Origin of the sequence: Bradyrhizobium sp. in8p8 (genome assembly GCF_000426845.1) — a bacterium.
GTDB classification, from domain to species: Bacteria; Pseudomonadota; Alphaproteobacteria; order Rhizobiales; family Xanthobacteraceae; genus Bradyrhizobium; species Bradyrhizobium japonicum_C.
Genome location: NZ_AUGD01000002.1, coordinates 674,058 through 694,388 on the forward strand (window position 1 = coordinate 674,058; position 20,331 = coordinate 694,388).

Sequence of the window (20,331 nt, forward strand, 5' to 3'; positions counted from 1 at the left end):
ACCAAATCTCATCCGAACCACGACATTTTCTCATCTCTGCCGCGGTTGCTTTTCTTGCGCCGCATCATATGATGATCATAATCTTAAACGTCATCGCAGGGAGTCCCGTCATGGCCGAAGCCGCCGATCCCGTCGTCATCGTCTCCGCCGCCCGTACGCCGCTTGGCCGCTTCATGGGCGAATTGTCGCCGCTGCCCGCGCACAAGCTCGGATCGCATGTGATCGGCGCGGCGCTGGAGCGTGCCAGGCTTGCGCCAGAGAAGGTCGACGAGGTCTTCATGGGGTGCGTGCTGCCGGCCGGACAGGGCCAGGCGCCCGCGCGGCAAGCGGCACGCGCCGCCGGTCTGCCCGACTCCACTGGCGCGACCACGGTCAACAAGGTCTGCGGCTCTGGCATGAAGGCGACGATGCTGGCCCACGACATCATCCGCGCCGGCTCGGCCGAGATCGTCGTCTCCGGCGGCATGGAGAGCATGAGCAACGCGCCGTATCTGCTCGCCAAGGCGCGCGGCGGCTATCGTGTCGGCCACGACCGCATCATCGACCACATGATGATGGACGGGCTGGAGGACGCCTATGAGACCGGCCGCTCCATGGGCGATTTCGGCGAAGCGACCGCGGAAGCCTACCAGTTCACACGCAAGGACCAGGACGCATACGCGATGGAAACGCTCGGACGCGCCCGCAAAGCAGTGGAAGGCGGCGCGTTCAAGGCGGAGATTGCACCCATCACGCTGGCCGAAAAGGCCGGCCCGCGCGTGATCGCCAATGACGAGCATCCGCTGAAGGTCGATCCCGCGAAAATTCCCGGGTTGAAACCGGCGTTCCGTGCCAACGGAACCATCACGCCGGCCGCCTCCTCCGCCAACGCCGACGGCGCCGCGGCGCTGGTGCTGACCAAGCGTTCGCTCGCCGATCGCAGCGGTCTGCCAGCTCTCGCTGAAATCAAGGGTCACGCCACCCACAGCCAGGAGCCGCAATGGTTCACCACCGCGCCAATCCCGGCGATCCGCAAGCTGCTCGACAAGGTGGGCTGGACTGCCTCCGACGTCGACCTGTTCGAGATCAACGAGGCGTTTGCCGTGGTGGCGATGGCGGCGCAGCGTGATCTCGGGATCCCCCGCGACAAGCTCAACATCAACGGCGGAGCCTGCGCGCTCGGCCATCCCATCGGCGCCACCGGCGCGCGGCTGATCGTGACGCTGCTGCATGCGCTCGAGGCGCAGAACCTCAGGCGCGGCATCGCGGCGCTCTGCATCGGCGGCGGCGAGGCAACCGCCATCGCTGTGGAGCGGCTGGCGCGCTAGTATCTATGGCCGAAATTGAGGGAAGTCTGTCATTTTAGACTTCCCCTCCCTCATGCCAGACTGCAACGATGACGCGGGTCCCACCGGGCTCGCCAACCCACATTGAGGCCCAATGATCTCGAACTGGCTCGCGGCAGAACTGTCCCGCCGCAACATCCATTATGGCTGGGTGATGGTCGGCGTGACCTTCCTCGCGGCACTGATCAGCGCCGGCACGGTCGGCGCGCCCGGTGTGTTCATCGTCCCGCTTCAAAAGGAGTTCGGCTGGAGCACGGCGGAAATCTCCTCGGCGCTGTCGATCCGCTTCATCCTGTTCGGCCTGATGGCGCCGTTCGCGGCCGCCCTGCTCAATCGCTACGGTCTGCGCAACATCACGCTCATCGCGCAGCTGATTGTGGTTTGCGCGCTCGTGCTCTCTCTCGGCATGACGGAAGTCTGGCAGCTCATCGCCCTCTGGGGCGTGGTGATCGGCATCGGCACCGGCATGACCGCGCTGGTGCTCGGCGCGACGATTGCCACGCGCTGGTTCGCGGCAAGACGCGGCCTCGTGGTCGGCATCATGACCGCGAGCGTCGCCACTGGGCAGCTCGTGTTCCTGCCGCTGCTCGCAAGCCTCACCGAGCGCTACGGCTGGCGGCTCGCGCTCGGCCTCGTCTGCGTCATGCTCGGCGTCTCCGCACTGGCGGTGCTGCTCGCGATGTGTGACCGTCCCAGCGATGTCGGCCTGCGGCCGTTCGGCGACGAGGGCACAGAACCCCTGCCCGCGCCGCCGGTGAGCCACGGCTCGATCACGGGCGTTGCGCTGGGCACGCTGCGCGATGCATCGAGATCGACGGCGTTCTGGATCCTGTTCGCCACCTTCTTCGTATGCGGCGCCTCGACCAATGGCCTCGTCCAGGTGCACCTGATCCCGATGTGCCTCGATTTCGGCATCCCGCAGGTGCAAGCCGCCAGCCTGCTCGCCGCGATGGGCATCTTCGACTTCATTGGCACCATCCTGTCCGGCTGGCTGTCGGATCGCTACGACAATCGCTGGCTGCTGTTCTGGTACTACGGCCTGCGCGGGCTCTCGCTGATCTTCCTGCCGTTCAGCGACTTCTCGTTCTACGGCCTGTCCGTCTTCGCAATGTTCTACGGCCTCGACTGGATCGCCACGGTGCCGCCGACCGTGCGCCTCACCGCGCAGAAGTTCGGACCCGAGCGCGCCAATCTGGTGTTCGGCTGGATCTTTGCCGGGCATCAGCTCGGCGCGGGCACCGCAGCGTTTGGCGCCGGCTTCTCGCGGACGGTCTATGAGAGCTACCTGCCTGCCTTCTTCATAGCCGGCGCGCTGTGCGTGTTCGCCGCGCTGATCGTGCTGGCGCTGGCGCGGCAGCCCAAACCGCAGCCCGTGATGGCCTAAAGCGCGATGCGATCAGGATCCGCTCGAGCCGGTGGGCCGACGATGCGGCCTGACGCAGGTGCGACGCAGCCGGCCAAGTTTGCGCCGAGGCGCCAGGGCGATTGCTGTGCATGCACGATTGCTACGGCACGAGGATCGGCGTCACTTCGAATCCTTGTTCAATTCGATCGCGACCTCCGACATCCAGGACCCCGGCGCCTCCATCAGGAAGGATTGACGATTGCTCTTGGTCTGGATCGTCACCAGCGCGGCCACCGTGTTTCCCTCAATTCGTGCCTCGATCAGGCCGTCCTTGTTCGTGCCGTAGACCTTGCCGCCTTGTCGGTATTCGCTCTCGAACCAGTTGCCGGAAAGCTCCGTTCCGCTCTGCTCGATGTTTGCGGACAGGACCATCTTGTACGCATCGCTTGCGCAGCGCAGATTGAGGGTCAGGGACCGTCCCGGCCTGGTGACGTCGTACGCCACTTTGCAGCGGACCTTCTCACGCGGCCCATCGGACGGCTTCATCGTGCCGACGCCCGACCAAGCACCGGCCAAACCGTCGAACACCGGCTCTGCGCGCAACGGGCTGATGCCGACGAGCACGAGACAGGCCGCGCCAACGCCCATGTGCGCCGCCGAAAACTTCAATAGCATTCTTCCGATCCCGATCCGCAACAAAGTCTGGGCGCGTTCTACGCTCGAACAGCCACGGGATGTTGGCGACGATGTTCAGAAATGTTGCAGAGATTGCCTGAACATTGCCGGATCGGAAAAGGTCGCAGGCCGGGCGTCCGAGGGCGGCGACACACGCGAAGAAGAGACACACGGATCCGGCCTCGACGACGGCGCGTCGGATTCCGTCGTTGCTGCGGCACCGGTCCTGCCCGGCCGAGGCGTTGATGACGCACCCGTGTGGGTCCACAGGTTCGGCCCACATTCCCGTTAGACTCCCCGCCCCAAACGTGGACAATAGCCTCCGCACGTCACGTGCGCAGTGCACACCAAGATGCGCCAGGGGAAATGAAATGCCGGCCGCCTTCCTGTCCTCCGATCCCATCATCCCGACCACTCCTTTGACATCCGAGATGCGCGATGCGTTGCGCGCGATCGTCGGCGAGAAGGGTCTGATCGAGGACGAGCATGGCAAACAGCCTTTCGTGACCGATTGGCGAGGATTGTTGGTTGGTGGTGCCGGCGCCGTCGTTCGTCCGGGCAGCACCGAGGAAGTCTCGAAAGTCGTGCGACTCTGTCATGAGCATGGCATCGCGATCGTGCCGCAGGGCGGCAATACCGGTCTGATGGGCGGGGCGACGCCCTGGCCTGCGCATACCGGCATCGTCTTGTCGCTGGGACGGATGAACCGCGTGCTGGACGTCGATCCCGTCGGCTATTCGATGACGGTCGAGGCCGGTTGCGTGCTGCAGACGCTTCAGGAAACAGCGGCCGAACACGACAGATTCCTGCCGCTCAGCCTCGGCGCCCAGGGCTCCTGCATGATCGGCGGCAACCTTTCGACCAATGCCGGCGGCGTCCAAGTATTGCGGTATGGAAATGCCCGCAATCTCGTGCTGGGGCTCGAGGTCGTGTTGCCCAACGGCGAGGTCTGGGACGGACTGCGCGCGCTCAAAAAGGACAACACCGGCTACGACCTCAAGCACTTGTTCATGGGAGCCGAGGGCACGCTGGGCATCATCACCAAGGCCGTGCTCAAGCTATGGCCGGCGCCGAAGGACGTCTGCACCTCATGGCTGGCGATTCGCGATCCCCGCGCGGCACTGGAGATCCTGTCCGAGGCGCATGCGGCGTCCGAAGACAATGTCGGCTCCTGCGAGCTGATGAGCCGCAGCGCCGTCGACATGGTGCTGCGCCATATCCCCGGCACCCAGGATCCGCTCAAGGCGGAGACGCCATGGTACCTTCTGCTGGAATGGTCGTCCGCGCGGGCGCGACGCGATGGGATGGAGGGCATGTCCGAGAAGCTGGAGCAGTTTCTCGCCGATCAGCTCGGGGCCGGCCGCGTGCTCGATGCCGCGATCGCGCATACGGTCGGGCAGTCGCGCAACATGTGGCGCATCCGCGAAGGTGTCGCCGAGGCGTCGCGGGCGGAAGGACCTGGGCTCAGCTACGACATTTCGGTGGCAATCTCCCGGATACCGGAGTTCATCGACAAGGGTACCAGAGCCGTGCTCGACATTCTCCCGACCATCAGGCCCTATCCGCTCGGACACATCGGCGACGGCAATCTGCATTTTTCGTTCATGGGGCCTGGCGGCATGGATCAGAAGACGCTGAACCAGTACAAGGGCGCCATCACCCGGGCCGTGAACGATCTCGTCACTTCCCTGGGCGGATCGATCTCGGCGGAGCACGGCATCGGCATCGACAAGCTCGACGAGCTCAGCCGCTACCGACCGAAAACCGAGCTCGACATCATGCGCGCCATCAAGCGCGCGCTCGATCCGCAAAACATCATGAATCCCGGCAAGGTGCTCCGGCTGTGATGACGCCGGGCACCCTGTCCCGGATCAGGCGCGCGGGTTGACGATTGTGTAACCTCGCAGGGAGCGCGCATGCAGTCGGGTCGCGCGACCGCCGGAATTGGCATCATATGCCATCCACATATCGCCGCCGAGGTGCTGCTCCAGAACGAAAACATGGCCGCGGCGGGCCGCAACCATTCCCGGCGCCGGCGACGTCCGCGGAAAGCGCAGCCAGTTCGACGCGAGATTCAATTCCGGGATGATGCGACCAAATACGCGCAGGGAGGCGCCGCAGCCGCAGAAAGACGACGGGCACCCGGCGGGACGCCCGCCAACAACCCGATCGTTCGAGACAATCGTTGACGTGGGAGTATTCCCCGCGTCGGTCACCGTCATTTGCGTTGAGCGATAGGCCCGCAACGTGCGCCTGGGAGCCCGCTCGCGGCGCGTTTGCGAGTACGAGAAATCGCAGGGCATGGTGACGTTGCACTCAGGGGCTTGAAGAATGCGGTAGGGCCGCGCTTCGGAGACGGCGCAGGTAGCGATAAAGAGGATGCACGCAGAAAAAACTCGTTTGATCATTGCAGGTCTCTGAGTTGGGAGATCCTGCCCCGGTCGGGAGAAACCAATACTGATTTGGCCGAAATGGGCCCAAAGCGCGGCCAAAAAACTGCTTCTACCTACGCCGTTAACCTAGATCATGTTCAAAGCGTCCGGCCGACAGCGCGAGATTGTCCCCTCCTACTGCATGATCGCGGCGGCGATCTTCTCCGCCGACATCAGCACCGGAAAATTGGTGTTAGCGCACGGTACCACCGGGAAGATCGAGGCGTCGACGACGCGCAGGCCCTGGATGCCCTTCACGCGGCCCTCGGTATCGACCACCGCCATCGGATCGTCGGCACGTCCCATGCGGCACGAGCACGAGGCGTGCCAGACGCCGATCGTCGCCTTGCGCACGAAGGCTTCCAGCGCCTCGTCGTCGCTCATGACCTGGTCAAAGGTGAACCCCTCGACCACGAAATTGTCGATCATGTAGTGGCGCAGTGCGGCCGGCCCGTCCATCAACGCGGCGGCGATCGTGGTCAGAATCTTGTTCGTCGTGTTGACCACGCCGATCTTGCGGACGCGGTCGGTGTAGGAGGCCGGGAATGGCTTGTCCGTCACCTTCCTGACCACTTCGCTCATCTGCACGGCCGCCATCTTGCGAAAGCCGCTCATAAGGCGATCGAGGTCGCGCCGGTCGGACAACAGGTTGAACTCGACGATCGGTTCCGCCGAGGGATCGCGCGAGGCCAGCTTGACCTGTCCGGTCTCGGAATAGGTCTTGTTGACGAAGGTCAGCAGCGAGCCGATTTGCGCGCCTACGGCGTGCCAGGCCGATTTGCTCAGCACGACGACGAACATGTCGCCCTTCGGGACGCCCGGCAGCCCGGAGGAATAGCGCAGCCCGAGCTGCATGTGGCGCCTGGTGTGCTCGTTCATGCGCGCGCCGCGTCGGACAAAGGACGACAGCGAGATGGAGGGATGATCCATCAGGCGCTGGCCGACGCCAGGCAGCCCCATCAAGACGGGAATGCCCATATCCTTGAGGTGACCAACCGGGCCGATACCGGCGCGGAGCAGATGCGCCGGCGAATGGATGGCGCCGCTGGAAAGAATGATCTCGCGTCCGCGGAATTCCTGCTCGCGCCCGTCCACCAACGCCTTCACACCGACGCAGCGCGTGCCCTCGAACAGCAGCTCTCTGACCTGCGTGTTGGTGGAGATCGTGAGGTTGGTGCGCTTGCGGGTGTCGCGATCGAGGTAGCCCATCGCGGCCGAGACGCGCTGCTCGGCTTGGTTCGAATGCGTCACCGGGAAAAAGCCGTCCACGAACTCGCCGTTCTGGTCGGGCACGAACTGGTGGCCGGCCTGCTGGAAGGCTTGCGCGAACGCCTCCGAATGCTGCGTCCAGTGCGCCCGCGGAATGCGGCGCACCGGGATTCGGCCGTCCTTGCCGTGATACGGTCCGTCGAAATCGAGGTCGCGCTCGACCTTCTTGAAGAAGGGCAGCACGTCATTCCAGCTCCAGCCTTCGGCGCCCCGCGCTTGCCATTCGTCGTAGTCGGTCGGTGCGCCGCGATTGGCCATCTGACCGTTGATCGAGGAGCCGCCGCCGAGCACCCTGGCCTGCTCGTATTTGCGCAAGGGAGGACGCGCTTCGTTCGGATTGTTGTGGCTGATGACCTGCGTGGTGACCTTCAGTTCAGTCCAATGGAAGCGCGGATCGAAATAGGCGGTGCCGGGATAGCTGTCCCTGATCTCGGCCGGCTCGTTGCCGGGCGGCGTGTCCTGCCCGGCTTCGCACAGCAGAACCTTGTTGGCGCTCCTTGCCGAGAGCCGGTGCGCCAGCACGGACCCCGCGGAGCCGCCCCCCACGATGATGAAGTCGTACACGATTGACGTTTCCTCTTGCTCTTATCCGGGGAACGTAGCGCGTTCTTGTTTTGAGGTCACGCCCATCGCGGCCATGACAAGATTGTCGCAGCCGCGATGATTGCTGAACATCACGGCCTGATCGAGAAGTTCTCCGGCGGCCCGGCCTTGCGCAGCGGCTCCGCCAGCCGCGCAAACTCGCACAGCAGCGACCGCGTCTTCCTGGGATCGATGATCTCCTCGACCCAGAACTTTTCGGCGGAGCGGAATGGCGAGCGCAGCTTGTTGAGCCGGTCCTCGATCTCCTTGAGTTTCGCCGCCTTGTCTTCCGCCGCGTCGATGTCGGCGCGGTAGGCCGCCTCGATGCCGCCCTCCAGCGGCAGCGAGCCCCAATAGGCCGAGGGCCAGGCGTAGCGAATCGAGAAGCGGTCAGCCGGCTGATGCACCACGCCGGCAACGCCGAAGGCGTTGCGCAGGATGACGGTGCACCAGGGCACCGTGGTCTGGTTGACCGCAGCCATGGCGCGGACCCCATGGCGGATGGTGGCCGCCTTCTCGGCATCGAGGCCGATCATGAAGCCGGGGCAATCCATGAGATAGACGATGGGGAGATGGAAGGTCTCGGCGAAGTCGACCCAGCGCACCACCTTCTGGCAGGCATCCGCGGTCCAGGAGCCGCCATAGTGGAAGCTGTCGCTGGCAAGCACCATGACCGCCCTGCCCTCGAGCCGCGCGAGGCCGACGATAATGGGCTTGCCAAAATTCTTGGCGACCTCGAAGAACGAGCCCTTGTCGACGACCGACTCGATGATAGGTCGCACCTTGTAGACCTGCTTGCGGTTACGCGGCACCGCGTTCATCAGCGCTTCGTCGCCCCGCTCCGGATTATCGGTGCAGGGCAAGGTGGGCGGCAGCTCGTAGACCGATGATGGCAGATAAGAAAGGAATCGTCGCGCACAGGCGAAGGCTTCCTCCTCGGTGTCGACGGCATGATCGACCGCGCCGGCGCGGGTCTGGATATCGGCGCCGCCGAGCTCTTCCTTGGTAAGATCCTGCCCTAGCGCCTTCACCACCGGCGGCCCTGCGACGAACATCGCGGACTTCCGGGTTATGATGGAATAGTGGCTGGCGGCAAGACGCGCCGCACCCAGGCCCGCTACCGAGCCGAGGCCGAGTGCGACCACCGGCACGCGCGACAGATTTTCCGTCGTGAAGCGATACCAGCGCGTGCCGCCGATCCCGCCCGGCAGGTTCGCCGCGCCCTTGGTCTCGATGGTCTTGACCGAGCCGCCGCCGCCGGAGCCCTCGATGATGCGGACGATGGGCAGACGAAAATCGTGCGCCATCTCCTCCGCCATCAACGGCTTTGCCGAGATCGACGCATCGGCCGAGCCACCGCGCACCGTGAAATCGTCGCCGACCACGACCACGGTGCGGCCGTCGACGCGGGCGCGACCGAACACGCAGTTCGCCGGCGTCAGCTTCTGCAGCTCGCCGCTGGAATCGTACTCACCGATGCCGGAAACAGCACCGATCTCGTGAAAGCTGCCTTTGTCGATCAGCTTGTCGATACGTTCCCGAACAGTCAGCCGGCCCTGGTCATGCTGTCGCTTGACCTTGTCAACGCCGCCCATCTCCCGCGCGAAGGCTTCGCGCCGGGCGAGCTCGTCGAGTTCCGGCTTCCAGTTCATTCATTCCCTCCGAGTTGATCGGCTTGTTATTGTTGTGCACGGCCATGGCGACCGGTTTGCGCGAGATGCGGTTGTTGAAGGCGTCGCCTTCTGCGCCTTCCATCAGGCTGCCGAGCGAACGGCCAAGCTCCAGCATCAGCGGGGCGACTTCGGCATGCAGACGCTGCTCGTCATACATGGCAGCCAAGAGGCCGATCGTGATGACGACGAAGGTCTGGTATTGCGGCGACCAGATCGGCACCGCGAGGCCGTTGATGTGCGGGCTCCAGAGGCCGCAGGCAACGACATAGCCGCGCTCGCGCAACGACTGCCGGTTGGCCTCGATGCGAGGCCTGAGAATCTTTGCAGCCTCGGGCGCTTCGCGCTCCATCTCGGCGATGAAGGCATCGCCGACTTCCGGCGACAATGCCGCCGTGTAGGCCGCGCCTGCTGCGGTCGAGGCCATCGCGATGCGGCTGCCGGTGCCCTCGTGCAAGCCGAGTGCGGAGGGCGAGCGCGCGAACTGGAGATAGACGAGATGGAAGCGATCGGGGACGACGAAGCCGACGGTGCCAGGCAATTGCTCGGCCACTTCCTGAAGCCGCTGGCGAATCATGCTGCGCAGCTGCGCGCCTTTCATCATCGAGGCGCTCATCGCCACGGCGCTCGGGCCGATGCGATATTTTTGATCGCGCGGCAAATAGACCAGCTGGCCCATGCGGGTCAGCGTGTGCGTGAGCCGCGATACCGTCGAACGCGGCAGACCGCAGCGGTTTGAGATCTCTAGATTGCCGAGCCTGCTATCGTGGCCCTCGAAGCATCGCAACACGTCGAACGCGCGCGACACCACTTGGATGACATCTCCCTCGCCCGCGTCGCCAGCGAGCACGCCTTGCCTACTCAACCGCTCCGATCGTCGTCCCATGTTCCCTACCAATTGTTCCGCTCTGCGGAATTAAATTCCACTTGCAGACGACGCTACCTCAGGCATTTTGCGACGACAACAAAAAGGCGATGGCATGCCAGAAATTAAGATCGTCACAGAAGTAGCGGGACGCGTCTGCGCAACTCCCGTGCAAGTTGGAGGAACCGTTGCAGATGGCGATGACGTTGTAATTGTCGAAGCGATGAAGATGGAAATTCCGGTGCCCTCGCCCGCGAGCGGGACCATCACATCTCTTCTGGTGAAGCTCGACGACGTCGTTGCCGAAGGACAAGCGATCGCGATCGTCACGCGGTGACGGCATTATCCGGCGTTTTCCGCGACAATCTGTCAGCCGCATTGCTGTATTCGCGGTACGGCGTTGCCATCGCTTGATCGCGGTGACATGATCTGTTGCAAACAAAACGTTGTTTCAAACAAAGAAAGAAAATCTTCGCGCTTAAGCGAAGACGATGGAGGGAAACATGCTTCGTGGATTGTTCATGCTCGCACCTGCCGTGGTGGCAGGCATTTCTTTTGCGTCTACACGCTGTTCGTTCGCCGAGGACATCAAGCTGCCGGCGACACTGACCTTCACGGCCTATGACACCGGTACGGCCGGCTTCAACATCGCGGTCGGCGTAGGCAAGATGATGAAGGACAAGTACGGCACCGACGTGCGCGTACTTCCCGCGGGCAACGACGTTGCCCGCCTCGCGCCGTTGCGCGCCAAGCGCGCGGCATCGGCCGCGATGGGATCAGGCACCTATTTCGCGCAGGAAGGCGTGTTCGAGTTCGGCTCCAAGGAATGGGGCCCGCAGCCGCTTCAGATCCTGCTCTCGAGCGTCGACTGCAATTGCGGATCGCTCGGCGTGGCCGCCGACACCGGCGTGAAGGAGCTGAAAGATCTCAAGGGCAAGCGGGTCGGCTTCGTGGTCGGCTCGCCTGCGCTGAACCAGAATTCGCTCGCGGTGCTCGCCTTCGCCGGGCTGACGCAGAAGGACGTCAAGGTGGTCGAGTTCGCCAGCTACGGCGCGATGTGGAAGGGCCTTATCAACAATGACGTCGACGCCGCCTTCGGCACCACCATCACCGGCCCCGCCAAGGAAGCCGAGACCTCGCCGCGCGGCCTGATCTGGCCGCCGCTGCCCGCCAAGGACAAGGAAGGCTGGGCGCGGATGCAGAAGGTCGGCTCGTTCTTCTTCCCGCAGCTTGCGACCTGCGGCGCCGGCATCTCGCCGGAGAAGCCGGTCGAGCTCGGCAACTATCCCTACCCGATCTTCGTCGCCTACGCCTCGCAACCGGCCGATCAGGTCTATGCGATGACGAAGGCAATGATCGTGAACTACGACGCCTACAAGGACTCCGCACCCGGCGCCGGCGGGCTCGCGGCCGACCGGCAAACCAAGAACTGGGTGGTGCCGGTGCATCCCGGCGCAGTGAAGGCGCTGAAGGAAGCCGGGCAATGGAGCGATACGCAGGAAGCGCACAACAACAAGCTGATCAAGCGCCAGGAGGTGCTCGCCGCCGCGTGGGCCGATTACGGCAAATCCAGTCCGCCGTCGGACGACAAGCCCTTCCTCGATGGTTGGATGAAGGCGCGCGCCGCCGCGCTTGCCAAGGCCGGCATGCCGAATGGGTTCGAGGAGTAGAGCGGCACATGAGCTCGCTCGTCGCCGCGCGCGAGGCGCGCCCCCTCTCCCGCTTGCGGGAGAGGGTGTTTCCGCAATGGGACACCCTCCTAGAGGAGACGGCCCTCACGCGCGCCTTCGGCGCGACCTCTCCCGCGAGCGGGAGAGGTTGAGGAGCCCGCGGATCGATCGATTCAACCAACGGCCGGCCACCAAAATATATCAATCAGCCCACGTGCGGGGTCGATCATGTCTGTTTCAATCTCCACCGCCCCGCAAGACGAGGCCAAGCGGGTCGTCTTCGACGATCCGCACGGTGCCGCCGGCAACATGCAGGAGGCAGAGGTCACGCGCGTCCGCACGCTTCGCGGCCTCTGGCGATGGGCGCTGGTCGGCGCGACAGCGGCGACCATCCTGCTGTGCATCAACCAGCAGTTCTCGCTGCGCTTCTTCATCGGATACACCCAGCTCAACACGGAGTATTTCTACCTCCTGATCGCGTTGATGCTGCCGTTCACGTTCCTGATCTTCCCAGGGGCCGAACGAGCGCCGCTCGATCGCATTCCCTGGTATGACCTCGTCCTGTTCGTCGCGACCTTCGCGGCGGCGCTCATGCTGATGACCAATGTGCGCAAGGCCGCGGAGGCCGGCTGGGAATTCGGCGGCGCGCCGACCAGCGTAATCGCCGCCGGCCTCGTGATGTGGGCGATGCTGATGGAGGCGCTGCGCCGCACCGGGGGCTGGAGCCTGCTGCTGAGCGTCTTTCCCTTCACGGTCTATCCCTTGTTCGCCGAGGCCGGCTGGCTCGGACCGTTCCGCGGCACGCAGTCGACGCTGGAGCAGGCGACCGCCTATCACGTGCTGTCCGGCGAAAGCCTGCTTGGCATCCCCATCCAGGCCTTCGCCGATACCGTGATCGGCTTCCTTGTGTTCGGCACCGCGCTGATGATGACGGGAGCCGGCAAATTCTTCATCAATCTCTCGTTCGCGCTGTGCGGCACGTTCCGCGGCGGCGCGGCGAAAGTCTGTATCTTTGCCAGCGGCCTGCTCGGCATGATGTCGGGCTCGATCATCTCCAACGTGCTCACCGCCGGCACGATGACCATCCCCGTGATGAAGAAGAGCGGCTTCCGCGCCTCCTATGCCGCCGCGATCGAAGCCTGCGCCTCGACCGGCGCGGTGCTGGCACCACCGGTGATGGGCGCCACCGCCTTCGTGATCGCGCAGTTTCTCAATGTCAGTTACGCCGAAGTCGCGCTCGCCGCCGTCATTCCGGCCGTGCTGTACTACATCGGCCTGTTCATGCAGGTCGATGCCTATGCCGCACGCCACAATCTGAAGGGCATTCCGCGCTCCGAGCTGCCGCGGATCATGGATACGATCAAGGACGGCTGGTACTACGTCTTCGTCATCGCGCTCCTGATCGTCATGCTGCTCTACTTCAAGCGCGAGAGCCACGCGCCATTCTATGCGACCGCGTTGCTGCTTGTTCTCAACCAGTTCTTTTCCAAGGACACGCGCTGGACATTTGCCACGATCGGCAGATTCCTGGAGGTGAACGGGCGCACCTTCGTGGAGCTCGCTGGTATCCTCGCCGGCTGCGGCCTCCTCATCGGCGCATTCTCGATGACCGGCGTGGTCTCGAGCCTTGCCAACGACCTGCTGCATATTGCCGGCGACAACGCCTTCCTGCTGCTGGCGATGTGCGCACTGACCAGCCTCATCCTCGGCCTCGGGCTGACAACGACGGCCTGCTACATCTTCCTCGCCATCCTGGTCGCGCCGGCGCTGGAGAAGCTCGGGCTCAACCGCATGGCGGTGCACATGTTCATCTTCTACTGGGGCATGCTGTCTTCCATCACGCCGCCGGTCGCGATCGCTTCTTTCGCAGCCGCAGGCATCGCCGGTTCGCCGGCGATGAAGACCGGCTGGGAGTCGATGTGGGTCGGCAGCATCATCTATTTCCTGCCGTTCTTCTTCGTCTTGAATCCGGCCCTGGTGCTGCAAGGGCCGAACCCATATCTCGCAGCTCTTGGCCTGATGGGCCTTGCCGCCTTCGGCACGCTGTTCATCTGCGGTGGCATCCAGGGCTACCAGCCCTTCGTCGGCAATTTGCGCGCCGCAGGGGCGCTGGAATGGCCGATCCGCGTGCTGCTGGTGATCGGCGGCTTCGTGGTCGCGACCCCCGGCGGCGGAATCATGCCGCTGTCGCAGATGCAGGTGACGCTGCTCGGCCTCGGGATCCTGCTGCCGACGATCTTGATCGCGCTTCTTCTGGTCCGACGCCAGCCCGAGGTGCCGGACGGGTTGCGCGCACCCTGATTGCGTTGCACAACAGAGGGCGATGAAGCCGCAATCGCCTCTCGCCGCCGCCTGGACCCGCTCGAAGCCGCCACTGCTGCGGTTTCTGGACCATTGCCTCAGTGAATTCTCGGCCGAGACCTCAGGCAGCGTTGCCGATTACATTCCCGAGCTGAGCAAGGCGGACCCTGCCTGTTTCGGCATCAGCCTGGCGACGCTGGATGGCCATGTCTATGAGGTCGGCGACAGCCGGGTGCCCTTCACCATCCAATCGATGTCGAAGCCTTTCGTGTTCGCGCTGGCGCTGGACCTGCTTGGCGCCGGCAGGGTCGAGAGCGCGATCGGGGTCGAGCCCTCGGGGGACCCCTTCAACTCGATCCGGCTCAACTCCGAGAACCATCCGTTCAATCCGATGGTCAATGCCGGCGCGATCGCCTGCACCGGGCTGATCTACGACAGCAGGGGCACGGAGGCCTTCGAGCAGATCCGTGCCGCCCTCAGCCGCTTTGCCGGCCGCGACCTTGCCGTTGACGAGGCGGTCTATGCTTCCGAGAGCCAGACCGGCGACCGCAACCGCGCCATCGGCTATCTCTTGAAGACCAATGCGGTCATCTCGGACAGCGTCGCTGGCGTCCTCGACGTCTATTTCCGACAATGCGCAGTGCTGGTCACCGCGCGGGACATCGCGGTGATGGCCGCGACGCTCGCGAACCGCGGCATTAACCCCGTGACCGGCGAGCAGGTGCTCACGCCTTACGCGATCTCGCGCACGCTCTCGGTGATGACGTCGTCGGGCATGTACGATTATGCCGGCGAATGGATCTACCGGATCGGCATTCCCGCCAAGAGCGGCGTCGGCGGCGGCATTCTCGCAGCGCTCCCGGCCCGGCTCGGCCTCGGCAGCTATTCGCCGAAGCTCGACAAGCACGGCAACAGCGTGCGCGGCATCAAGGTCTGCGAGGCGCTGTCCTCGCATTACGACCTGCACATGCTCAACCGCAGCGATGACGCCCGCAACGCCGTCATAGCGGACTACAACATCGGCAAGAGCCCGTCCCGCCGCGTGCGCCGGCCTCAGGAGCGCGAAATCCTGGCGGCGCATGAGCAGGAAGTGCGGATCATCGAGCTGGTCGGCACGCTGTCGCTCTCCGCGGTCGATTACGTCTCGCGGCGGCTCGCCGGGCGACCGCGGCCGCAATTCGTGATCTTCGATCTCCATCGCGTCACCTCGACCACGCGCGCCGGGGCGCGGCTGATCGCCGAAGCGTTCGAGGAGCTTGCGGCCTTGAACGTGACCGTCGTGCTGTCAGGCGTCAGGCGCGCCTCCAAGGAATGGGACACCTTGCGGGAATGGACGGCGGAGCTGAAGAACGTCCGGGACTTCTACCTGCTCGACACCGCCATTGAATGGGCCGAAGACCAGATCGTGTATCGCTACGGCGGCTCGATCGATTTTCACGAGACCACCGAGCTCGCCGAGCAACCGCTGCTGACAGGGTTGAGCGAGGAAGAACTGACCGATCTGGCCTCGCTCTGCACCATCAGGGCCTATCCATCCGGCGCGAAGATTCTCGCGGCCGGCGACCCCGCCGATACCCTTTGCTTCCTGCGCAGCGGCGCGGTGCACGTCACCTTGCCCGACGGCATCCGGCTGGCGACACTCACCGCCGGCATGGCGTTCGGCGAAATGGCGCTGCTGGAGCCGACAAGGTCGGCCGATGTGTCCGCCGACCTGGCAGCAACGACGTACGAAGTGCCGCTGAAGGATTTCCAGCGCTTCCGCAAGCAGCACCCGCGCGCCAGCGAATGCATCATGCGCAATCTGGCCCAGCTGCTGGCCGACCGCCTGATCGTCGCCAACGCCAAGGTCGACATATTGACGTCGACGTAGAACGACGCTCCTCCGCCTCGTCAGGAAAAGGTCTCAACGACTCGCGGCCTCGCTCAGCCGGCGATTGATCCGCGCCGCACTTGCCTTCAGCACTTCGGACGGCTGCTGCCCGGTGGCCGCACACAAGCAGGCCCAATAATAGATGACGTCGCCGAGCTCATTGACGAGGCCCGCCTGGTCCAGCCAGCCGTCTCGCAAGAGCTTCTTGACGTGGTCGGCCACCTCGCCGGCCTCGCCGGCAAGGCCAAGACCGAGATAGGACAGCCGCTCGTTGGACGGATGCTCGTCGACTTTCGCTATGCTCGCGGCCCAGGCCACATATTCATCGATCGTCATCGGCATTCCCCGCCGCTTGCGTCGATTCAGCCCACCACTTCGGTGACGGGCTGGAGATCGATCTCGAAGGTCTCCAGGAATTTCGAGGTCATGATGTAGAAGCCCACCGAGAGCTGCAATTCGACCAATGCAGCGGGCGTCAGCTTCGATGCGATGGCCTTGAACGTCGCATCGGTCGGCTTGCGCAGCTTCACGATCTCGTCGGTGAAGGCGAGCGCGGCGCGCTGCACCTCATCGAAGCAAGACGCCGCCTGCCAGTTCTCGAGCGCCTCGTTCTGCTCGTCGGTGACGCCGACATTCTTGCCGATGCGCTTGTGCGCGACGACCTCGTACGGAGCCTCGCACAGAATTCCGGTGCGGGTGATCGCAAGCTCACGCACGATCGGGTCGAGCTCGCCCTTGTGGCGTATGGCGCCGCCAAGGCGGCAGTACTGCTCGAGATAGCTCGGCGAGTGCGCCATCATGCGGAAGATATTGGCATTGCGGTTCTTGCCGAGGAGCTCGCGGGTGCGGTCGGATGCCTTGGACGGGTCGCTGTAGTCGATACGGGCCATTTTGCTGAAGTTTTCCCTGGGCTTTTGATGCTTCTTGTCGTCGTGGGCACAATTTCCCGATGACTCTATGCGCGCGTGGACGCAGGAGCAACATCAGGGAGTCAAATTGCCGCCGCATTGCTGATCAACCCTGAGACAGTCGATATTCGCCGTGTGGGGACAAAGCGCGGCGAGTACTCGCAAATGGGGTGTTCCGAGTAAAACAATTGGCCATCGGGTGCGCTAGCCGCACAACGGTGAGTCACGCCCAAGTCTAGGGAGAAAAAGGCATGAAGGAAGCCACCAAGGGGGCGGCCTCGGGAGCGCTCGCGCATATGCTGGCGGTGACGGCGATGCTCGTCATCGCCAGCATCTTGTTCTACGGGCGCTAGTTGGAGTTTTAGTGCTTTCGTCATTCCGGGGTGGCTCTCGCACAAGCCAGGCCCAGAATACCCGTTCCAGGCTCGGTCGCATGACCGCCCCCGAATGACGAATCCCTCTACGACCTCGTGAAGAACGGCACGAGCCGGCCGGCAAAGGGCTTGAAGCTTGCGGTGACCGAATCGCCGATGGCGAGATCGTCGTCGCCATGCGCCATCATGCGAAAACCCTCTGCACAATCGACCAGCAGGATGTTGTAGGGTACGTGCGCCCGCGTCTCTGATGTGGCGGCCCGGCAGACCAGCGAGGTCGCGTACACCCTGCCCTTGCCGCTGGCGCGCTGCGCGCGCGGGCCGGATGCACCGCAGGCCGCGCAGAAGGCGCGATGGAAATACTGCACGTGACCGCATGAGATGCAGGTCTGGTAGGTGATCGCCTCTTCGCCCTTGGTCCAGTCCGTCAGACGCTCGCTCATCGCACCCGCTCCAGGAACATGCTCACGTGAGAGGACAGCACGCCGCCGTCGCCGTGCAACAGCGCAATGGACGCATCCCGCACCTGTCGGTCAGCCGCCCGGCCCGTCATCTGCAAATGCGCTTCGACCAGATGCGCCATGGCGCCGCCGACCCCGCAATGGCCGTAGCTGAGCAGGCCGCCGTGGGTGTTCAGCGGCATCGCGCCGTCGCGGCCGAAATGGCCTGATCGAACGCGGGCGGCAGCCTCACCGCGCCCGGCAAGGCCGAGGTCCTCCAGCAGCATCGCAAGCGTGATCGTAAAACTGTCGTAGATGGCGGCGTAGCGCACGTCGGAGATCGCCAGGCCCGCGGCGTCCTTCGCACGCGCGATCGAGATCTCGGCGCCGAGCTCGCTGAGGGCGGGAGCTGCGGTGACATGCTGATGGGTGTGGGCCTGGGCGCAGCCGCGGATGCGCACGCCCGCTTGCCCGGTCCGTTCGCGACTGATGACGAAGGCCGCGCCGCCATCGGAGACCGGGCAGCAGTCGAGCAGCTTGAGCGGCATCGCCACCGGCTTCGAGGCCATGACGTCGGCGACCGTAATGGGATCGTGGAATTGCGCGCCGGGATGGGTGCAGGCGTGGCTGCGCATCAGCACCGCGAACTGGGCAAGGTCCTCTTCGGTCACGCCGTATTCGTGCATATAGCGGTTGGCAACGAGGCCATAATAGGCAGGAATAGTCGGCCCTAGCGGCACCTCGTAGTCGGGATGTCCGACCTGCGCCAGCGCCTGGACCGAGGCATCGCGGCTCTGCCCGGTGAGGCGGTTCTCGCCCGCGACGACGAGCACGTGGCGGACGATGCCGGATTCGACGAGGTGATGCGCGAGCATCGTCATCGCGAGCCCCGTCGCGCCGCCGACCTGCACGGCGTGGGCATAAGCAGGACGGATGCCAAAGTGCTCGGCGAAGACGGTCGCCAGCATGATGTGAGGCGAGACGGTGGAGTAGCCGCAGAGGATGCCGTCGATATCCGAACGCTTCAGCCCGGCATCGTCCAGCGCGGCTTGCGCCGCCTTGCTCATCAGATCGAGCGAGGACGAGCCTTCGTGCTTGCCGAACGGTGTGAGGCCGACGCCGGTGATGAAGCTCATGGTGCCCTCCTGTCATTCCGGGGCGGCCCGAAGGGCCGAGTCCGGAATCCATCGCGCAGCATGTGCCGAGCATGAATGGATTCCGGACTCGCGACATTGTCGCGCCGCGGAATGACGGATGAGAGAGCTGTGGTCATCCCTACCTCTCCTCCTCCGGCGCCGAGCGCGTGACGCCGTCGCGCACCATGGCTGCGATCTCGTCGGCGGAATAACCGATCTCGCGCAGGATCTCGGCGCCATGCTCGTTGAGCCGCGGCGCCAGGCGCGATGGCTCGGCTTCGGTCTCTGACCACGTCGCCGTCACCTTCATGCTGCGGATTTCGCCTTCTGTTGGATGGTTCACCACCGGGAAAAAGTTCGTCGCCTCAAGATGCTCGTCGTGCAACATCGAGGCAAGGTCGTGCATCGGCATCACCGGGACGTCGGCCTTGGTGAGCAGCTCGATCCATTCCGCCGTCGTGCGTGTCTCGAAGATGCGAGCGAGCTCGGCGTAGACCACGTCGATATTGGCGGCGCGGCCGGCGAAGGTTGCGAATTTGGGATCGGCGCGAAGATCGTCGCGCTTCGTGGCCTTGAAGAAGTTCTCCCATTGCTTGTCGTTGTAGACGATGACGCTGAGATAGCCGTCCGAGGTCTTGTACGGCCTGCGGTCGCGCGAGAGGTGGCGGGCATAGCCGCCTTTGTCGAGCGGCGGCTCGAAGGTGAGCCCGCCCATGTGGTCGCCCATGACGAAGCCGGCCATGGTCTCGAACATCGGGATGTCCAGACGCTGGCCGCGGCCGGTGCGGTCGCGGTGGACGAGGCTGGCGCAGATCGCGCCGACGGCGGTGAGGCCGACGATGCGGTCGACCAGCGCGTTCGGCACGTAGCGCGGCACGCCGTCGCCGGTCTGCGCCATCAGCGCCGGCAGCGCGGTGGCGCCCTGGATCAGATCGTCATAGGCGGGTTTTGCGGCATAGGGCCCGTCCTGGCCGAAACCGAACACGCCGGCGTAGACCAGGCGGGGATTGATGGCAGAGACGACGTCGTAGCCGAGCTGCAGCCGTGCCATGGCCTGCGGACGGACGTTGTAGACGAGGACGTCGGCGTCCTTCAGCAATCTCAGCACGGCCTCGCGCCCGGCGGGCTTCTTCAAATCGAGGCAGATCGAGCGCTTGCTGCGGTTGGTGTTGAGAAACACCGGACCCATGCCGGCGTGACGCATCGGGCCGATCAGGCGTGTGACGTCACCCTCCAGGGATTCCACCTTGACGACGTCGGCGCCGTAGTCGCCGAGCATCTGGGTCGCATAGGGCCCCATCAGCACGGTGGTCATGTCGATGACCCTGACGCCCTTCAGTGGCCCCATCGTTCGCTCCCGATTGCGCGGGACCCAGGTGCCCTCGCGATTTCGGTCCCAGCTAACGGCAGCGCCGCCGCACGCGCAAGGGCGGGCGGCGTATGGCGGCATGCGCGGTGCGGCGATGTCG

General features: G+C 64.5%; 17 protein-coding genes. 7 read left to right on the forward strand and 10 right to left on the reverse strand.

The features are described 5' to 3' along the window. The first annotated feature begins 110 nt into the window (after positions 1 to 110). Together K408_RS0108730 and K408_RS0108735 are read left to right on the forward strand one after the other, a co-directional pair. On the forward strand, positions 111 to 1,307 hold the full coding sequence (locus K408_RS0108730) for an acetyl-CoA C-acyltransferase (protein WP_024338222.1): 1,197 nt from the start codon (positions 111 to 113) through the stop codon (positions 1,305 to 1,307). Positions 1,308 to 1,419: 112 nt separating this feature from the next. Next, a complete protein-coding gene (locus tag K408_RS0108735; RefSeq protein WP_024338223.1) occupies positions 1,420 to 2,709 on the forward strand; it encodes an MFS transporter in 1,290 nt (429 codons plus the stop codon). Positions 2,710 to 2,850: 141 nt separating this feature from the next. On the opposite strand, the gene K408_RS0108740 is transcribed toward K408_RS0108735, so the two are convergent. After that, complete coding sequence (locus tag K408_RS0108740) at positions 2,851 to 3,345, reverse strand: hypothetical protein (protein ID WP_024338224.1); 495 nt, start codon at positions 3,343 to 3,345, stop codon at positions 2,851 to 2,853. A 371-nt stretch (positions 3,346 to 3,716) separates the two neighbouring features. On the opposite strand from K408_RS0108740, the gene K408_RS0108745 reads away from it, so the two are divergent. After that, positions 3,717 to 5,192 (forward strand): FAD-binding oxidoreductase, encoded by a 1,476-nt coding sequence (locus K408_RS0108745; protein WP_024338225.1) that lies wholly within the window; start codon positions 3,717 to 3,719, stop codon positions 5,190 to 5,192. 24 nt (positions 5,193 to 5,216) lie between these two features. Here K408_RS0108745 and K408_RS42685 read toward each other — a convergent pair whose 3' ends face one another. From K408_RS42685 to K408_RS0108770, 4 genes are all read right to left on the reverse strand, one after another. Beyond that, entirely contained in the window at positions 5,217 to 5,753 is a 537-nt protein-coding gene (locus K408_RS42685; RefSeq protein ID WP_028145837.1) for a hypothetical protein, read from the reverse strand. Positions 5,754 to 5,912: 159 nt separating this feature from the next. Further along, positions 5,913 to 7,610 carry a GMC family oxidoreductase gene (locus tag K408_RS0108755; protein ID WP_024338226.1) on the reverse strand — a complete coding sequence of 566 codons (1,698 nt, stop codon included), beginning with the start codon at positions 7,608 to 7,610 and terminating at the stop codon, positions 5,913 to 5,915. Between the two features lie 110 nt (positions 7,611 to 7,720). Continuing rightward, positions 7,721 to 9,280, reverse strand: a complete 1,560-nt coding sequence (locus tag K408_RS0108765; protein WP_024338227.1) for an acyl-CoA carboxylase subunit beta — start codon at positions 9,278 to 9,280, stop codon at positions 7,721 to 7,723. Continuing rightward, complete coding sequence (locus K408_RS0108770) at positions 9,210 to 10,184, reverse strand: IclR family transcriptional regulator (RefSeq protein WP_028145838.1); 975 nt, start codon at positions 10,182 to 10,184, stop codon at positions 9,210 to 9,212. Before K408_RS0108770 ends, K408_RS0108765 begins: the two co-directional genes overlap by 71 nt. Before the next feature lie 94 nt (positions 10,185 to 10,278). Between K408_RS0108770 and K408_RS0108775 the strand changes: the two genes are divergently transcribed. From K408_RS0108775 to glsA, 4 genes are all read left to right on the forward strand, one after another. Then, positions 10,279 to 10,500, forward strand: coding sequence for an acyl-CoA carboxylase biotin carboxyl carrier protein subunit (locus K408_RS0108775; RefSeq protein ID WP_024338229.1), 222 nt, complete (start codon positions 10,279 to 10,281; stop codon positions 10,498 to 10,500). Between the two features lie 166 nt (positions 10,501 to 10,666). Further along, positions 10,667 to 11,833 carry a TAXI family TRAP transporter solute-binding subunit gene (locus tag K408_RS0108780; protein ID WP_024338230.1) on the forward strand — a complete coding sequence of 389 codons (1,167 nt, stop codon included), beginning with the start codon at positions 10,667 to 10,669 and terminating at the stop codon, positions 11,831 to 11,833. A 228-nt stretch (positions 11,834 to 12,061) separates the two neighbouring features. Next, a complete protein-coding gene (locus K408_RS0108790; protein WP_024338231.1) occupies positions 12,062 to 14,134 on the forward strand; it encodes a TRAP transporter permease in 2,073 nt (690 codons plus the stop codon). A 22-nt stretch (positions 14,135 to 14,156) separates the two neighbouring features. Next, positions 14,157 to 16,004, forward strand: a complete 1,848-nt coding sequence (gene glsA / locus K408_RS0108795; RefSeq protein WP_024338232.1) for a glutaminase A — start codon at positions 14,157 to 14,159, stop codon at positions 16,002 to 16,004. A gap of 33 nt (positions 16,005 to 16,037) precedes the next feature. Here glsA and K408_RS0108800 read toward each other — a convergent pair whose 3' ends face one another. The 5 genes from K408_RS0108800 to K408_RS0108825 all read right to left on the reverse strand — a co-directional run bounded on the left by K408_RS0108800 (position 16,038) and on the right by K408_RS0108825 (position 20,210). Continuing rightward, positions 16,038 to 16,340: a nucleoside triphosphate pyrophosphohydrolase family protein gene (locus K408_RS0108800; RefSeq protein WP_024338233.1), complete on the reverse strand. Its 303-nt coding sequence runs from the start codon at positions 16,338 to 16,340 to the stop codon at positions 16,038 to 16,040. Between the two features lie 26 nt (positions 16,341 to 16,366). Further along, a complete protein-coding gene (locus K408_RS0108805) occupies positions 16,367 to 16,894 on the reverse strand; it encodes a carboxymuconolactone decarboxylase family protein (RefSeq protein ID WP_024338234.1) in 528 nt (175 codons plus the stop codon). Positions 16,895 to 17,372: 478 nt separating this feature from the next. Beyond that, complete coding sequence (locus K408_RS0108815; RefSeq protein ID WP_024338235.1) at positions 17,373 to 17,729, reverse strand: Zn-ribbon domain-containing OB-fold protein; 357 nt, start codon at positions 17,727 to 17,729, stop codon at positions 17,373 to 17,375. After that, the gene (locus K408_RS0108820; protein ID WP_024338236.1) at positions 17,726 to 18,862 is read right to left on the reverse strand and encodes a thiolase family protein; all 1,137 of its coding nucleotides are present in this window, start codon (positions 18,860 to 18,862) and stop codon (positions 17,726 to 17,728) included. Before K408_RS0108820 ends, K408_RS0108815 begins: the two co-directional genes overlap by 4 nt. A gap of 139 nt (positions 18,863 to 19,001) precedes the next feature. After that, positions 19,002 to 20,210, reverse strand: a complete 1,209-nt coding sequence (locus K408_RS0108825) for a CaiB/BaiF CoA transferase family protein (protein WP_024338237.1) — start codon at positions 20,208 to 20,210, stop codon at positions 19,002 to 19,004. Between the last annotated feature and the right edge of the window lie 121 nt (positions 20,211 to 20,331).

Excerpts from the sequence above, each read along its gene's own strand:
- K408_RS0108790 (WP_024338231.1), top strand. The coding sequence starts at position 12,062 with ATGTCTGTTTCAATCTCCACCGCCCCGCAAGACGAGGCCAAGCGGGTC.
- K408_RS0108820 (WP_024338236.1), bottom strand. The coding sequence starts at position 18,862 with ATGAGCTTCATCACCGGCGTCGGCCTCACACCGTTCGGCAAGCACGAA.
- K408_RS0108745 (WP_024338225.1), top strand. The coding sequence starts at position 3,717 with ATGCCGGCCGCCTTCCTGTCCTCCGATCCCATCATCCCGACCACTCCT.
- K408_RS0108775 (WP_024338229.1), top strand. The coding sequence starts at position 10,279 with ATGCCAGAAATTAAGATCGTCACAGAAGTAGCGGGACGCGTCTGCGCA.
- glsA (WP_024338232.1), top strand. The coding sequence starts at position 14,157 with ATGAAGCCGCAATCGCCTCTCGCCGCCGCCTGGACCCGCTCGAAGCCG.
- K408_RS0108765 (WP_024338227.1), bottom strand. The coding sequence starts at position 9,280 with ATGAACTGGAAGCCGGAACTCGACGAGCTCGCCCGGCGCGAAGCCTTC.
- K408_RS0108730 (WP_024338222.1), top strand. The coding sequence starts at position 111 with ATGGCCGAAGCCGCCGATCCCGTCGTCATCGTCTCCGCCGCCCGTACG.
- K408_RS0108735 (WP_024338223.1), top strand. The coding sequence starts at position 1,420 with ATGATCTCGAACTGGCTCGCGGCAGAACTGTCCCGCCGCAACATCCAT.
- K408_RS0108815 (WP_024338235.1), bottom strand. The coding sequence starts at position 17,729 with ATGAGCGAGCGTCTGACGGACTGGACCAAGGGCGAAGAGGCGATCACC.
- K408_RS42685 (WP_028145837.1), bottom strand. The coding sequence starts at position 5,753 with ATGATCAAACGAGTTTTTTCTGCGTGCATCCTCTTTATCGCTACCTGC.
- K408_RS0108825 (WP_024338237.1), bottom strand. The coding sequence starts at position 20,210 with ATGGGGCCACTGAAGGGCGTCAGGGTCATCGACATGACCACCGTGCTG.
- K408_RS0108780 (WP_024338230.1), top strand. The coding sequence starts at position 10,667 with ATGCTTCGTGGATTGTTCATGCTCGCACCTGCCGTGGTGGCAGGCATT.
- K408_RS0108805 (WP_024338234.1), bottom strand. The coding sequence starts at position 16,894 with ATGGCCCGTATCGACTACAGCGACCCGTCCAAGGCATCCGACCGCACC.
- K408_RS0108740 (WP_024338224.1), bottom strand. The coding sequence starts at position 3,345 with ATGCTATTGAAGTTTTCGGCGGCGCACATGGGCGTTGGCGCGGCCTGT.
- K408_RS0108770 (WP_028145838.1), bottom strand. The coding sequence starts at position 10,184 with ATGGGACGACGATCGGAGCGGTTGAGTAGGCAAGGCGTGCTCGCTGGC.
- K408_RS0108800 (WP_024338233.1), bottom strand. The coding sequence starts at position 16,340 with ATGACGATCGATGAATATGTGGCCTGGGCCGCGAGCATAGCGAAAGTC.